Source organism: Streptomyces sp. NPDC044704 (assembly GCF_056433525.1).
The window spans coordinates 92000-105504 of record NZ_JBWKGY010000003.1 but is presented as its reverse complement, the minus strand read 5'-3'; the positions used below and the strand labels follow the sequence as shown (position 1 = coordinate 105504).

The following is a 13505-nucleotide window of genomic DNA, read 5'->3' as shown; positions in this document are numbered from 1 at the left end:
GTATCGACACTCCCGCGGACCGGCGAACGGGTCCCACAGTGCGGCCGGGAGGCGCCCTTGACAGGACCTGGCGCCCCGTCAACTCTGGCGGGAGAGGCCATGGGGGGAGCGACGATGCCGGCAGCCCGGGAGTCCCTGCTGCGAGCGGCCGAAGCCGCCCTGTCCGCGCACCCCTGGCCGGCCGTGCGGATGACCGAGGTCGCGGCCGTCGCCGGGGTGTCCCGGCAGACCCTCTACAACGAGTTCGGCGGCAAGGCCGGCCTCGGCCGCGCCCTGGTGCGCCGCGCCGCCGACCGGTACCTCGACGGCGTGGACCGGGCGCTCGCCCCCGAGGGGCCCACGGCGCCGGCCGCGGAACGGCTCGCGGCGGTCGCGGAGTGGACCGTACGGGAGGCCAGGGCGCAGCCCCTCGTACGGGCCCTGCTGACGGGATGCTGGGACGGGGCCCTGCCGTCGCCGCCCACGATGGGGTTACGGCCGGGGCAGCCGGCGCTCGGGCCCGCCGAGCTGGTCCGTACCGTCCGGGACCGGGCGGCGGCCGCTCTCGCGCCGGAACCGGCGCAGCGGTGCGAGCTCGTCGTACGGCTCGCCCTCTCCTACGTCCTCGCCCCGGGGGAGGACGACGCCGGCCCGGGGCGGCTGCTGCCGCTCCAGGGAGCCGCGCCCGGTACGCCGCTCAGTGGGCCGAACCGGACAGCTGGAGCCCGATGACCCCCAGGATGACCAGCGAGATCGAGACGAGTTTCAGAGTGGAGACCAGGTCCCCGAGGAAGACCATGCCGTAGATCGCGGTCCCGGCCGCACCGATGCCGGTCCACACCGCGTACGCCGGGCCGACGTCCAGCTTCTTGAGCGCGAGCGTCAGCAGGCCGAAGCTGCCGAGCGCGAAGCAGGCGAAGGCGACCGTCGGCCACAGCCGGGTGAACCCGTGGGACAGCTTGAGGCAGACCGCGAAACCGGTCTCCAGGAGTCCGGCGACCACGACCAGCAGCCACGCCATGGCTTGTGCCTCCCCGCGTCACGTGACGTCCTGTCACTTGGTGCGATGAGCATTTATCCCGATGTGACCCCTGGTAAACCAGTGCCGGCCCCGCCGGACGGGGTCAGTCGCCCTCGCGCCGCTCGCGCGTCTGCAGCAGCCGCCGCAGCGAGTACAGGCGTGCCGGGTCGGCGTGGCCGCCCTCCACCCACGCGTCGAGCGCGCAGTCCGGCTCGTCGTGGCTGCACGCCCGCGGGCACTCCTCCGTCCCAGGCACCAGGTCCGGGAAGGCCAGGATCACCCGGGACGGATCCACGTGGTGCAGGCCGAAGGAACGCACGCCCGGGGTGTCGATGACCCAGCCGTCCCCGGAGGGCAGCGGCAGGGCCAGCGCGGAGGTCGTGGTGTGCCGGCCGCGGCCCGTGACCGCGTTGACGCGGCCGGTGGCGCGCTGGCGGCCCTCGGCGACCAGCGAGTTCACCAGGGTGGTCTTGCCGACGCCCGAATGGCCGACGAAGGCGGTGATCCGGCCGTTCAGGCGCTCGCGCACCCGCTCCGCCGCGTCGCCCGTCGCCAGCTCCTCGCGGTTGGTGACGACGTAGTTCAGGCCGAAGGTGGAGTAGATCTCCAGGATCTTGTCGGCGGACGTCAGGTCGGACTTGGTGAGGACGAGCAGCGGCTCCAGCCCGGCGTCGTACGCGGCCACCAGGCAGCGGTCGATCATCCGGGGCCGGGGCTCCGGATCGGCCAGCGCCGTGACGATGGCCAGCTGGTCGGCATTGGCCACGACCACCCGCTCGTACGGGTCGTCGTCGTCCGCGGTGCGCCGCAGGACGGACCTGCGCTCCTCGATCCGCACGATCCGGGCGAGGGTGTCCTTCTTGCCGGACAGGTCGCCGACGATCCAGACCCGGTCCCCCACCACCGCGGCCTTGCGGCCCAGTTCGCGCGACTTCATCGCGTGCACCGTGCGGTCCTCGACCAGGCAGGTCAGCCTGCCCCGGTCGACGGTGAGGACGAAGCCCTCCGAGGCGTCCTCGTGCTTGGGCCTGATGTTCGTCCGCGGCCGGTTGCCCTTGGGGTTCGGGCGCTGGCGGATGTCGTCCTCGTCGGTGTGCTTGCCGTACCTGCGCATGACGGGCCCTACGCTCCCGCACCCGTTCCGGCGAGCATGTCCGTCCACATCTTCGGGAAGTCCGGCAGGGTCTTCGCGGTCGTCGCCACGTTCTCGATCTCCACGCCCTCCACGGCCAGGCCGATCACCGCGCCGGCGGTCGCCATCCGGTGGTCGTCGTAGGTGTGGAAGACGCCGCCGCGCAGCGGACGCGGACGGATGTGCAGGCCGTCGGCGGTCTCGGTGACGTCGCCGCCGAGACCGTTGATCTCGGCCGTCAGGGCCGCCAGCCGGTCCGTCTCGTGCAGGCGCAGGTGCGAGACGCCGCGCAGGACCGACTCGGAGTCGGCCAGCGCCGCGACCGCCGCGATGCCGGGGGTCAGCTCGCCGACCTCGGACAGGTCCACGTCGATGCCGTGGATCTTCCCGGTGCCCGTGAAGACCAGGCCCTCGTCGGTCAGCTCGCAGGAACCGCCCATCTCCGTGAAGATCCGGCGCAGCGCGTCACCGGGCTGGGTGGTGCGGCGCGGCCAGTCGGGGATGGTGACCGTGCCGCCGGTGATCAGGGCCGCGGCCATGAACGGCTGGGCGTTGGACAGGTCGGGCTCCACGACCATGTCGCGGCCGAGCAGTGCGCAGGGCGCGACCCGCCACACGTTCTTCTCGCCCCCGGACTCGGGGGTGTCGACCTGGGCACCGGCGGCGCGCAGCATCTCGACCGTCATCCGGATGTGCGGCATCGACGGCAGGGTCGCACCGGTGTGCCGGACCTCGACGCCCTGGTTGAAGCGCGGGGCGGACAGCAGCAGCGCGGAGACGAACTGGGAGGAGTTGGACGCGTCGATCTCGACCGTGCCGCCCTCCAGCGCCCCGCCGCCCTGGACGGTCAGGGGCAGCGCGCCCCGGCCGTCGTCGTCGATGCGGGCGCCGAGGGCGCGCAGGGCGTTGATGACCTCGCCGAGGGGGCGCTCGTAGGAGCGCGGGTCGCCGTCGAAACGGATGTCACCGGTGGCCAGGGTGGCGACGGGCGGCAGGAAGCGCATGACCGTGCCCGCGTTGCCGACGTCGACGGTGGCCGGGCCGTGCAGGCCGGCCGGGATGATCCGCCAGGCCTCGCCGCTGTCCCCGTCGGCCGAGCTGGAGGCGACGGTCTCCTCGATGCCGACGCCCAGCGCGCGCAGCGCGTCCGACATCAGCTGGGAGTCGCGCGAGCGCAGCGGACGGCGCACCCAGCCCGGCTCGGCGGCGAGCGCGGCGAGGACGAGGGCGCGGTTGGTGACCGATTTGGAGCCCGGCACGGTGACGGTGGCGTGGACGGCCCCGTCCGCGAGGGGAGCGGGCCAGAGGGTGTGGAGCGCGGGGGTCTCGGTCATGGCCTCCACTTTAGTGGCTTCCTCCGGACCCAGATCTTGATCGCGGTCCCGTCTCAGGCGCCGAGGAGCCAGCGCCCGCCGCCGAAGAGCGCGCAGAGCGCGACCACGTGGAAGAACAGGAGCCAGACGACCGGGTGCACGTGCGTGAGCCGCCCCAGCTGGTCCGCGTCCGAATCCGGCGCCCCGCCGTGCCGCCGCTTCGCCTGGAGTTCGAAGACCGGCCGGACGCCGCCCAGCAGCAGGAACCACACCACCGCGTACGCGAACAGGGCCTGTACCTCGGCCGGGGCGAGCCAGGACACCAGGACGAACGCGGCGCCGGTCAGCACCACCGTCAGCACCCCGTACGCGTTGCGGACCATCACCAGCATCAGGACGAGCAGCGCGCTCGCCGCCCACAGCAGCAGGGTGATCCGGTGCGCCGACAGCAGGGCGGCCCCGCCCAGGCCGAGGAGGGACGGCGCGGTGTACCCGGCGGCGGCGGTCAGGATCATGCCGAGCCCGTAGGGCTTGCCGCGGCTGACGGTGAGCCCGCTGGTGTCGGAGTGCAGCGTGATCCCGTCGAGGCGGCGCCCGCACAGCAGGGCGAGCAGTCCGTGGCCGCCCTCGTGCGCGATGGTGATCGCGTTGCGGGCCGGCCGCCACAGCGGGCGGACCGCGACCACGGCCAGTGCGGCCAGGCCCGTGGCGGCCACCAGCCACAGGTCGGGCTCCGGCTGTATCCCGGTGAGCCGGTCCCAGAGGCCGGCCGCAGTGATGCTGTCCATGGGTTGGCGGACTCCTTGCGGTGGTGTGCGGGTGCCATGGCAGTGTGTCAGCCATGTGCGGAAGGTTTGCGGCGAGTCGTACGCCCGAGGAACTGGCGGGGATATTCGGCATCGAGAGGTGGGAGCCGCGGGAGACGCTGGCCCCCGACTGGAACGTGGCTCCGACCAAGGAGGTCCACGTCGTCCTCGACCGTCCCCTCAAAGACGCGCCGGACCCCCGTCCGGTTCGCCAGCTGAGGACGCTGAGGTGGGGGCTCGTGCCGTCCTGGGCGAAGAGCCCCGAGGGCGCCGCCCGGATGATCAACGCGCGGTCCGAGACCCTGCACGAGAAGCCGTCCTTCCGCCGGCCCTTCGCGCAGCGCCGCTGCATCGTCCCCGCCGACGGCTACTACGAGTGGGTCACCGCCCACGACGAACGGCAGCTGGAGGTGGAGGGGAAGAAGAAGCGGGCCCGCAAGCAGCCCTACTTCGTGCTCCCCACCGACGGCTCCGTCTTCGCCATGGCCGGCCTCTACGAGTTCTGGCGCGACCGGACCCTGCCCGACGAGCACCCGCTGGCCTGGTGGGTGACCTGCTCGGTGATCACCGCCGAGGCCGAGACCGCGCCGCTGGGCGCGGGCCCGGCCGAGGGGCCGAAGTCCCTGTCCGACATCCACCCCCGGATGCCGCTCATGCTCACCCCGGACCGCTGGGACGCCTGGCTGGACCCGGCCCGCACCGACGAGACCGAACTGCGGGACCTGCTGGCGCCGCCGCCGGGCGGCCTGATGCGCGCCTACCCGGTGTCCACCGCCGTGAGCAACGTGCGCAACAACGGGCCGGAGCTGCTGGGCGAGCTCGCCGCGCCGGAAGAGGGCACGCTCTTCTGAACCGGCGCGCCCGTCCGAACCGGCACGCCCCCGTGAACCGGAACGGTCGCCCTGACCGGGCATGATCGCCCCATGACAGCGCAGCGAGCCGTGACCACCGAGAGCGTCGACACCCCGGCGGGCGAGGCCCGCATCACCTGGCACCGCGCCCGCGCGGCGCGGCTCGTCCTCGCCGTGAGCCACGGCGCCGGGGGCGGGATCGAGGCCCGGGACCTCCAGGCCCTGGCCGCGGCCCTGCCGCCGCAGGGGGTCACCGTCGCCCTCGTGGAGCAGCCCTGGCGGGTCGCCGGGAAGAAGGTCGCCGCCGCGCCCAAGGTGCTGGACGAGGGCTGGCGGGGCCTGTGGCCCGCCCTGGCGCGGCCCGGGCTGCCGGTGGTCGCGGGCGGGCGCAGCGCCGGGGCCCGGGTGGCCTGCCGGACGGCCGACGCGCTGGGGGCGGCCGGGGTGCTCGCGCTGGCCTTCCCGCTGCACCCGCCGGGCCGGCCCGAGAAGTCCCGGGCGGCGGAGCTGCTGGGCGCCGGGCGGCCCGTCCTCGTGGTCCAGGGCGGCCGGGACCCCTTCGGGCGGCCCGAGGAGTTCCCCGAGCCGGCCGGGCCGGACCCGTACGAGCTGGTCGAGGTGCCGTACGGGGACCACGGCTTCGCGGTGCCGAAGAAGGCCGGCCCGACGCAGGAGGAGACCCTCGCGGTGATCACCGGCGCGGTGGCCCCGTGGCTCGCCCGGCTCAGCGGGTGAGGACGACCTGACACATTTCCGGGTGATCCCGCTCACCCGCCTCCCGCCGCCGCCCGGAACGGCCCGCGACGGCGTGCGGAGCCCGGGAATGCGGGGCCCCGGGGCCCTGTTGTGCGGAGTGTCGGTACGCACGGGAAACACGTCGGAGGAAGAGGGACCGCATGACCCAGGTCATCAGCCAGAACCGTCCGCAGGCCGCTGACCTGGACTGGACCGTTCTGCCCGGGCCGAAGCGCGCTTCGCTTCGGGCGGCGGAAGGCCGGGATGGTCGACTATTCTCCGATTCGAGCGGATCCGCTTTCGGAGCCGCCACGCTGTCGGAGGAGGTGGGTCCTGTCGCTGGGACCGACGAAGGCCAGGCGCAGGAGACGACCCCGGAGCGCAATGCGCGCTTCGAGCGGGACGCCCTCGGCTACCTCGACCAGATGTACTCCGCCGCGCTGCGTATGACGCGTAACCCGGCCGACGCCGAGGACCTGGTCCAGGAGACGTACGCGAAGGCGTACGCGTCCTTCCACCAGTTCCGTGAGGGCACCAATCTCAAGGCGTGGCTGTACCGCATCCTGACCAACACGTTCATCAACTCCTACCGCAAGAAGCAGCGCGAGCCGCAGCGCAGCGCCGCGGAGGAGATCGAGGACTGGCAGCTGGCGCGCGCCGAGTCGCACATGTCGACCGGTTTGCGTTCCGCGGAATCGCAGGCGCTCGACCACCTGCCCGATTCCGATGTGAAGGAAGCGCTCCAGGCCATTCCGGAGGAGTTCCGCATCGCGGTCTATCTTGCCGACGTAGAGGGCTTTGCGTACAAGGAGATCGCGGACATCATGGGTACACCCATCGGTACGGTCATGTCGCGACTGCACCGTGGCCGCCGTCAACTCCGCGGAATGCTGGAGGACTATGCCCGCGAGCGCGGGCTGGTCCCCGCCGGCGCGGGAGAGTCGAACGACCTGAAAGGCTCAGGCTCATGAGCTGCGGAGAGCCGCACGAGACGGAGTGCGCCGAGGTCCTGGACCATCTCTACGAGTTCCTGGACCACGAGATGCCCGACAGTGACTGCACGAAGTTCGAGACCCACTTCGGCGAGTGCAATCCCTGTCTGGAGAAGTACGGCCTGGAACAGGCCGTGAAGAAGCTGGTGAAGCGTTGCTGCGGATCGGACGACGTGCCGTCCGATCTCCGCTCCAAGGTCATGGGCCGGATCGAACTGATCAGATCAGGTCAGGCCGTACCCGATCACGATGTGACGGCCGGTCCGGCGACCGGCTGAACAACCGCCCCCGGAAGGGCACTTCGTTCACCCGAAGGTGCTAATCCGGGGGCGCCCGTACGGCGCAATGCACAAAGGGGCCCCTCTTCACTCGGGGGCCGTCCTATTCTCCCCTCGCGGTACTGGTTTGATTTCGGTATCCGGCCGGTACGGCACAGGGGGAGGAGAACGCCATGCGGGTACTTCCGCCGGCGGCGCGCGCCTGCGTCCTGTGCGCGGTCCTCGCCGCCCTCGCGTGCGTCGCCCCCGCCCTGACCGACCCGGCGACCCCGTGGGCCGCCGTCGCCCTGCTGGCCGTGCTCTACCTCGGCTGCGAACTCGTCCGGATCTGCCCCCTGCTGGGGCAGCGGGTCCCCGAGGGCATCGGCTCGTTCTTCCCCGTCGTCCTGGCCGCCGTCTTCCTGCTGCCGCCCGCCGCCGCCGCGCTCGTCGCGGTGCCCGGCGGGCTGGCCCAGGCCGTGGTCCAACGGCCCGCCGGGGTGCGCCGGGTGTGGCACGCCGCCCAGCAGGCGACGGCGGCGTGGACGGCCGGACAGGCGTTCGGGCTCCTCGGCGGCCGCCGGGCGCTCGCCGGGGCCGACGGCGCCGCGGGCGGCGGCTCCGGACCGCCGGACGGCCACGCGCACGGCGACCCGTCCGCGTGGGTGGCGGACTTCCCGTACGCGATGCTCCCCGCCGCGGCCGCCGCCGTCGCCTTCTGCCTCGTGCTCACCGCCCTCGACGGGCTCGTCCTGGCCGCCGCCGAACGCCGCCCGGCCGCCACCGCCTGGCGCGGCCTGCTCACCCGCTCCCTGCTGCCGCACTGCGTCCACGGCCTCGCCGGGCTGATGATGGCCGTCATGTGGCGCAGTCCGTACGGGCTTCCGGCCGCGCTGCTCGTCCTGCTGCCGATGTACATCTCCTGCTGGGTCTTCGCCCAGTACCACCGCGAGAGCGCCGCCCACCAGGCCACGATCCGGGCCCTCGTCCAGGCCGTCGACATCAAGGACCGCTACACGCGCGGCCACAGCGAGCGGGTCGGCCAGGCCTCCGCGATGATCGCCCGGGAGCTCGGCATGACCGAGGAGCGCCTGGAGACCGTCCGCATCGCCGGGATCCTGCACGACGTCGGCAAGCTCGGCGTACCGACCCGGCTGCTGCGCAAGGACGGCCCGCTGACCCCCGAGGAACGCCGGGTCATCGAGCTGCACCCCGAGTACGGCCACGAGATGGTGCGCGGCATCGGCTTCCTGGGGGAGGCCCGGTCCGCGATCCTGCACCACCACGAGCGGGTCGACGGCACCGGATACCCGTACGGGCTGAACGGCGAGCAGATCCCGGTCCTGGCCCGGGTGGTGGCGGTGGCCGACTCCTTCGACGCGATGACCTCGACCCGCTCCTACAGCCGGGCCCGCCCGGTGGCGGTCGCCCTGGCGGAGCTGGAACGCTGCGCGGGCACCCAGTACGACCCCGCCATGGTCCGGGCCCTGGTGGGCGCCATCGGCCGGCACGGCTGGCACCCGGTGGTCACCTCCGACGACGACCTCCAGGTCATCAGCTCCGCTACCGGGGCACCCGGCCCGGGGACGCAGGCGCCCACGGGCCTGCCGGCGCAGGGCCGCGACACGGGCCCGACGGACGCGGCGGGCGCGGCCGGCCCGCCGGCGACGGCGGACCCGGTGGATTCGGCGCGTCCCGACCCGGGCCCCGAGGCCCGCGGGACGCGGGACCCGCTGAACGGCGGCGCCGCGGCGGCCCGCTCCCGTCCCGTCCGGGGCCCCCGGTGAGGGCCTTCGCCGTACACGCCGTGCGCGGGGCCGCCGTCCTGCTGACCCTGGCCGGGCTCGGCCACACCCTGTGGACCGGCGTCCTCGAACCGGGCGTGGCCCTCGCCTTCGGCACCCTGATCACCGTCGGCGAGCTCGCCCGCCGCGATCCCCGCGCGGGCCGCCCCGGCGCGGGCGCCGGGCACCTGCCGCCCGAGGACCGCCAGCCCGCGCCGCTGGGCTCCGCCGGAGCCCTCGCCTACGCCCTCCTCGGCCAGAACGCCGGGCACCCCACCCACCACGGGGTCCTCCAGACCGTCACGGTCGTCGTCGCGGCCGCGCTCGTCGGAGCCGTCCCGCACGTCGCCCGCGGCCGCGGCCCCGCCCTCGACCACGTGGCCCGGCGGGTCCTCACCGTCGCCTTCGCCGCCGCCTGCTTCCAGCCGCTCTACAACTCCGGGCGGCTGGGGGAGTGGATCGGGCAGGGACCGTACCTCGTCCTGTTCCTGCTGTTCGTGCTCGGCCTCACCGCCCTGTGCGACGCCGTCCTCGCCGCCGTCCTGGCCGGGGCCCGCACCGGGTGGCCCTACGGCCCCCTGCTGTGCGACGAACTGCGCGCGCAGCTCGGCATCGGCTCGGCGATCTGCGCCACGGGCGTGGTGATGGCCCTCGGCGTGGCCGTGGCGGGCCCGTGGGCCCTGCCCGTCTTCAGCGTGCCGCTGCTGCTGACCCAGATGTCCTTCCACCGGATCACCGCCGTGCGCACCACCTACCGCCAGACGATCACCTCCCTGGCCAGGGCCACCGAGATCGCCGGGTACACCCCGCCCGGGCACTCCCGCCGGGTCGCGGCGCTGAGCTGCGCCGTCGGCCGGGAACTCGGTCTTTCGGAGCGGGAGCTCACGGTGCTGGAGTACGCGGCCCTGATGCACGACATCGGCCAGCTGTCGCTCGTCGACCCGGTCCCCTGCGGGGCCACCGCCGAGCTGCCCGCCGCCGAGGCCCGCCGGATCGCCGAGCTCGGCGGCGAGGTGGCGCGGCAGACCGGCGTCCCGGCCGAGGTGGCGGTGATCGTGGAACGCCAGGCGGACCCGTACCGGGAGCAGCCCGTCGCGGCCCGCATCGTGCGCGCGGTCAACGCGTACGACGACCTGGCGGGCGGGACCCGTCACCCGGGCGGCTCACTGGCCGCGCTGGAGCAGCTCCGGCTGGGCACCGGGCGCGACTACCAGCCGGAGGTCGTGGAGTCCTTGGCCAGGGTTCTGGCCAGGGGCGGGCGGGGCAGAGTCGTACCCGTCCCACCGGGGTAACCCATGGGTAATGAGCGGCCGTCCGAGCGGGCATGGTTGGATGCAGTAAGAGTGTCCGTGAGGGTGTCCGCAAGGCTGCACCGTTGGACCGGCAGGCGGGAATCGTGAGGATCTTCGGGAAGGTACGGCATCGGCCCTCCGCCTCGTGGCGGCAGGCCACCGACCGCGCGTTCACGCTGATCGGTGACGGGCGGTACGAGGACGCGGGCGCGCTCCTGACCAGAGCGGCGGACCTGGAGCCCTGGCTGTCGGAGTCCTGGTTCAACCTGGCCCTCCTGCACAAGTTCCGCCACGACTGGGAGCAGGCCCGGTCCGCGGGGCTGCGTGCCGTGGCGCTCCTGGACCGTGAGGCCGGGGCGCCGGACTGGTGGAACGTCGGCATCGCCGCGACCGCGCTCCAGGACTGGCCGCTGGCCCGGCGGGCCTGGCAGGCGTACGGGCTGAAGGTGCCCGGGGACCCCCACAGCAGCGCGGGCACGGGCGAGCCGGTCGGCATGGAACTCGGCAGCGCCGCGGTGCGGCTGTCGCCCGAGGGCGAGGCCGAGGTCGTGTGGGGCCGGAGGCTCGATCCGGCCCGGATGGAGGTCCTCTCGATCCCGCTGCCCTCCTCGGGGCGGCGCTGGGGCGAGGTGGTCCTGCACGACGGGGTCCCGCACGGCGAGCGGGTCACCGCGGCCGGTCCCTCGTACCCGGTCTTCGACGAGATCGAGCTGTGGGCGCCCTCGCCGGTGCCGACCTGGGTGGTGCTGCTGGAAGCGGCCACGGAGGCCGACCGCAACGCGCTGGAGCAGCTGGCCTCGGACGCGGGCTTCGCCGCCGAGGACTGGTCCTCGTCGGTGCGGCTGCTGTGCCGGACCTGTTCGGAGAGCGCGATGCCGAGCGGCGAGGCCGCCGGGGACCACCTGGACCCGCACGACCACAGCGAGCCCGGGCACCCCGGACCGCTGGGCCACCGCACGGCCGGTTCCGGCCCGCTGTGGGTGCCCGAGCGCGAGTGCGGCATCGCGGCGCCGGCCGGTCTGGTGCGCGGGCTGCTCGACGGCTGGGTGGCCGACAGCCCGGACAGCCGCGAGTGGCGGGATCTCGAGGAAGTCTGCTGAGTCCGGGCCGTAGGCTGTACCGGCACATCGGTGACTTACGGAAGGCGTACGGCGGACATGGCGCAGCAGGAGAACCAGATGGTCCCGGTCGACGACGAGGGCTACGTCGTGGACACCGAGGACTGTGAGGCGCGCGAGCTCGCCTACCGCGAGCGGGGCACGTCCCGCCCGATCACGGTGGTCGGCAACCCGGTGCTGCACCGGGAGTGCAAGGACGTCACCGAGTTCGGCGAAGAGCTGGCGCAGCTGATCGACGACATGTTCGCGAGCCAGAAGACCGCCGAGGGCGTGGGCCTGGCCGCGAACCAGATCGGCGTGGACGCGAAGGTCTTCGTCTACGACTGCCCGGACGACGACGGCAAGCGGCACACCGGTGTCGTCGTCAACCCGAAGCTGGTGGAACTGCCGGCCGGCACGCGGGTCCTGGACGACTCGAACGAGGGCTGCCTCTCCGTCCCGACCGCCTACGCCTCGCTGGCCCGCCCGGACTACGCCGAGGTCACCGGCCAGGACGCCCAGGGCAACCCGATCAAGGTCCGCGGCACCGGCTACTTCGCGCGCTGCCTCCAGCACGAGACGGACCACCTGTACGGGTACCTGTACATCGACCGCCTCTCGAAGCGCGACCGCAAGGACGCCCTGCGCCAGATGGCGGAGAACACCCCGCGCTACGAGGTCGTCCCGAACGCGTAGATGCACCGCACCGGACGCCGCGACCCGGCACACCTTCCCGGCCGCGGCACTAGGGCCTGTCGTCAAACTCCCGTCTGCCCCGCGACGCCTGGCACGCGCTCTCGCCGCACCGGGCGAAAGCCAAGTACGTCCAGTACGCGGGCTTCCGCCCGGCGCACCGAGAGCACGCACCAGACGCCGCAGGGCCGCCCTCCGGGCGACGACGGGAGTTTGACGACAGGCCCTAGGCCGCCTGCGGTCCCCGGAAGGCGCGGCGGAAGGCGTTCGGGGTGGTGCCCAGGGTGCGCAGGAAGTGGTGGCGCAGGGCGGCGGCGTTGCCGAACCCGCTGCGGCCCGCGATGGAGTCCACCGTCTCGTCGGTGGACTCCAGCAGCTCCTGCGCGAGCAGCACCCGCTGGCGCAGCACCCACTGGTAGGGGGTGGTCCCGGTCTCCTGGAGGAAGCGCCGTGCGAACGTCCGCGGCGACATGTGCGCCCGCTCCGCGAGCTGCTCGACGGTGATCTCCTCCTCCAGGTGCCGGGCCATCCACCCGATCACCTCGCCCACCGTGTCGCAGGCGGTCCGCGGCAGCGGCCGCCGGACGTACTGGGCCTGCCCGCCGTCCCGGTGCGGCGGTACGACCATCCGCCGGGCGATGGTGTTGGCCACCTCGGCGCCGTGCTCCTGGCGCACCAGGTGCAGGCAGGCGTCGATGCCCGAGGCGGTGCCCGCCCCGGTGATCACCGGGCCCTCGTCCACGTACAGCACGTCGGGGTCGACGAGGGCCTTCGGGTAGCGGCGCGCCAGCGCCGGGGCGTGCATCCAGTGGGTGGTGCAGCGCCGGCCGTCCAGCAGCCCGGCCGCACCGAGCACGAAGGCCCCGCTGCACACGCTGAGCACCCGCGCCCCCCGGTCCACGGCCCGCCGCAGGGCGTCGAGGTACGGCTCGGGGTACTCCCGTACGGGCGCCTGCCGGTCGGCGGGCACACAGATCAGGTCCGCCTCCTCCAGCCGCTCCAGGCCGTGCGCGGGCGCGATGGCGAAGCCGACGTCGGCCATGGTCAGCGGGCCTTCCTCGGCCGCGCACACGGCGAAGTCGTACACCGGCAGCCCCTGCGCGCCGCGGTCGATCCCGAAGACCTCGCAGAAGATCCCGAACTCGAAGGGGGCGACTCCGTCGACGAGGGCCACGGCCACGTTGGTCAGCATGACCCCAGTGTGGCAGTAATTCGTACTTCAGTGACAGTACTGCCACTGTTCGATCATGGCGGATCAGGCGGACAGTGGAGGTATGAGCACCTTCGTGAACTACCTCGTCATCCTGGCCCTCGCCGCCGTCCTGCTCGGGCCCAGCCTGTACGGGACGTGGCGCGACCGCCGGATCGACCGGCAGCTGCGGGCCGTCGAGACCCGGCGGGTCTGGCTGCCGCGCCAGCGGGCGGGCGGTCTGGAACCCACCCCGCGCCGGCGCGGCATCCGGTTCGGCCTCGGACGCCGGGGACGCATGGCCCACTGAGCCCCGGCGCCCGGAAACGCGAGGAGCCGGGACGCGGTCGTTCGCGTTCCGGCT

Annotated in this window: 15 protein-coding genes; 10 read left to right on the top strand and 5 right to left on the bottom strand. The window is 73.6% G+C overall.

Annotated elements, in window-relative coordinates; all coding sequences use genetic code 11:
• Positions 1-114 precede the first annotated feature (114 nt).
• On the top strand, positions 115-711 hold the full coding sequence (locus AC07B0_RS07960) for a TetR/AcrR family transcriptional regulator (protein WP_467290367.1): 597 nt from the start codon (positions 115-117) through the stop codon (positions 709-711).
• On the opposite strand, the gene AC07B0_RS07955 is transcribed toward AC07B0_RS07960, so the two are convergent.
• The 4 genes from AC07B0_RS07955 to AC07B0_RS07940 form a co-directional block, all read right to left on the bottom strand.
• Positions 677-1000, bottom strand: a complete 324-nt coding sequence (locus AC07B0_RS07955; RefSeq protein WP_030011402.1) for a DMT family transporter — start codon at positions 998-1000, stop codon at positions 677-679. The two genes, AC07B0_RS07960 and AC07B0_RS07955, sit on opposite strands and share 35 nt — an antisense overlap.
• A gap of 103 nt (positions 1001-1103) precedes the next feature.
• Positions 1104-2114: a ribosome small subunit-dependent GTPase A gene (gene rsgA, locus AC07B0_RS07950; protein ID WP_356874492.1), complete on the bottom strand. Its 1011-nt coding sequence runs from the start codon at positions 2112-2114 to the stop codon at positions 1104-1106.
• A gap of 8 nt (positions 2115-2122) precedes the next feature.
• Entirely contained in the window at positions 2123-3466 is a 1344-nt protein-coding gene (aroA, locus tag AC07B0_RS07945) for a 3-phosphoshikimate 1-carboxyvinyltransferase (RefSeq protein ID WP_356874490.1), read from the bottom strand.
• 53 nt (positions 3467-3519) lie between these two features.
• Positions 3520-4233, bottom strand: a complete 714-nt coding sequence (locus AC07B0_RS07940) for a M50 family metallopeptidase (RefSeq protein WP_467290370.1) — start codon at positions 4231-4233, stop codon at positions 3520-3522.
• Between the two features lie 53 nt (positions 4234-4286).
• Here AC07B0_RS07940 and AC07B0_RS07935 point away from each other — a divergent pair, with 53 nt between their 5' ends.
• From AC07B0_RS07935 to def, 8 genes are all read left to right on the top strand, one after another.
• Positions 4287-5102 carry an SOS response-associated peptidase gene (locus tag AC07B0_RS07935; protein ID WP_356874486.1) on the top strand — a complete coding sequence of 272 codons (816 nt, stop codon included), beginning with the start codon at positions 4287-4289 and terminating at the stop codon, positions 5100-5102.
• Between the two features lie 72 nt (positions 5103-5174).
• Positions 5175-5837 carry an alpha/beta hydrolase family protein gene (locus AC07B0_RS07930; RefSeq protein WP_467290373.1) on the top strand — a complete coding sequence of 221 codons (663 nt, stop codon included), beginning with the start codon at positions 5175-5177 and terminating at the stop codon, positions 5835-5837.
• A gap of 326 nt (positions 5838-6163) precedes the next feature.
• The gene (locus AC07B0_RS07925; RefSeq protein WP_266576354.1) at positions 6164-6808 is read left to right on the top strand and encodes a sigma-70 family RNA polymerase sigma factor; all 645 of its coding nucleotides are present in this window, start codon (positions 6164-6166) and stop codon (positions 6806-6808) included.
• Positions 6805-7107, top strand: a complete 303-nt coding sequence (gene rsrA / locus AC07B0_RS07920) for a mycothiol system anti-sigma-R factor (protein WP_030225838.1) — start codon at positions 6805-6807, stop codon at positions 7105-7107. Before AC07B0_RS07925 ends, rsrA begins: the two co-directional genes overlap by 4 nt.
• 173 nt (positions 7108-7280) lie before the next feature.
• On the top strand, positions 7281-8873 hold the full coding sequence (locus tag AC07B0_RS07915; protein ID WP_469376777.1) for an HD-GYP domain-containing protein: 1593 nt from the start codon (positions 7281-7283) through the stop codon (positions 8871-8873).
• Entirely contained in the window at positions 8870-10162 is a 1293-nt protein-coding gene (locus tag AC07B0_RS07910; protein ID WP_469376779.1) for an HD-GYP domain-containing protein, read from the top strand. The genes AC07B0_RS07915 and AC07B0_RS07910 overlap by 4 nt, the downstream gene beginning before the upstream one ends.
• A gap of 104 nt (positions 10163-10266) precedes the next feature.
• Positions 10267-11262 carry a tetratricopeptide repeat protein gene (locus AC07B0_RS07905; protein WP_356874477.1) on the top strand — a complete coding sequence of 332 codons (996 nt, stop codon included), beginning with the start codon at positions 10267-10269 and terminating at the stop codon, positions 11260-11262.
• Positions 11263-11319: 57 nt separating this feature from the next.
• Positions 11320-11955, top strand: a complete 636-nt coding sequence (def, locus tag AC07B0_RS07900; protein ID WP_356874475.1) for a peptide deformylase — start codon at positions 11320-11322, stop codon at positions 11953-11955.
• 223 nt (positions 11956-12178) lie between these two features.
• On the opposite strand, the gene AC07B0_RS07895 is transcribed toward def, so the two are convergent.
• Positions 12179-13144 carry a helix-turn-helix domain-containing protein gene (locus AC07B0_RS07895; protein WP_356874473.1) on the bottom strand — a complete coding sequence of 322 codons (966 nt, stop codon included), beginning with the start codon at positions 13142-13144 and terminating at the stop codon, positions 12179-12181.
• A gap of 82 nt (positions 13145-13226) precedes the next feature.
• Here AC07B0_RS07895 and AC07B0_RS07890 point away from each other — a divergent pair, with 82 nt between their 5' ends.
• Positions 13227-13451, top strand: coding sequence for a hypothetical protein (locus AC07B0_RS07890; protein ID WP_356874471.1), 225 nt, complete (start codon positions 13227-13229; stop codon positions 13449-13451).
• Positions 13452-13505: the final 54 nt, after the last annotated feature.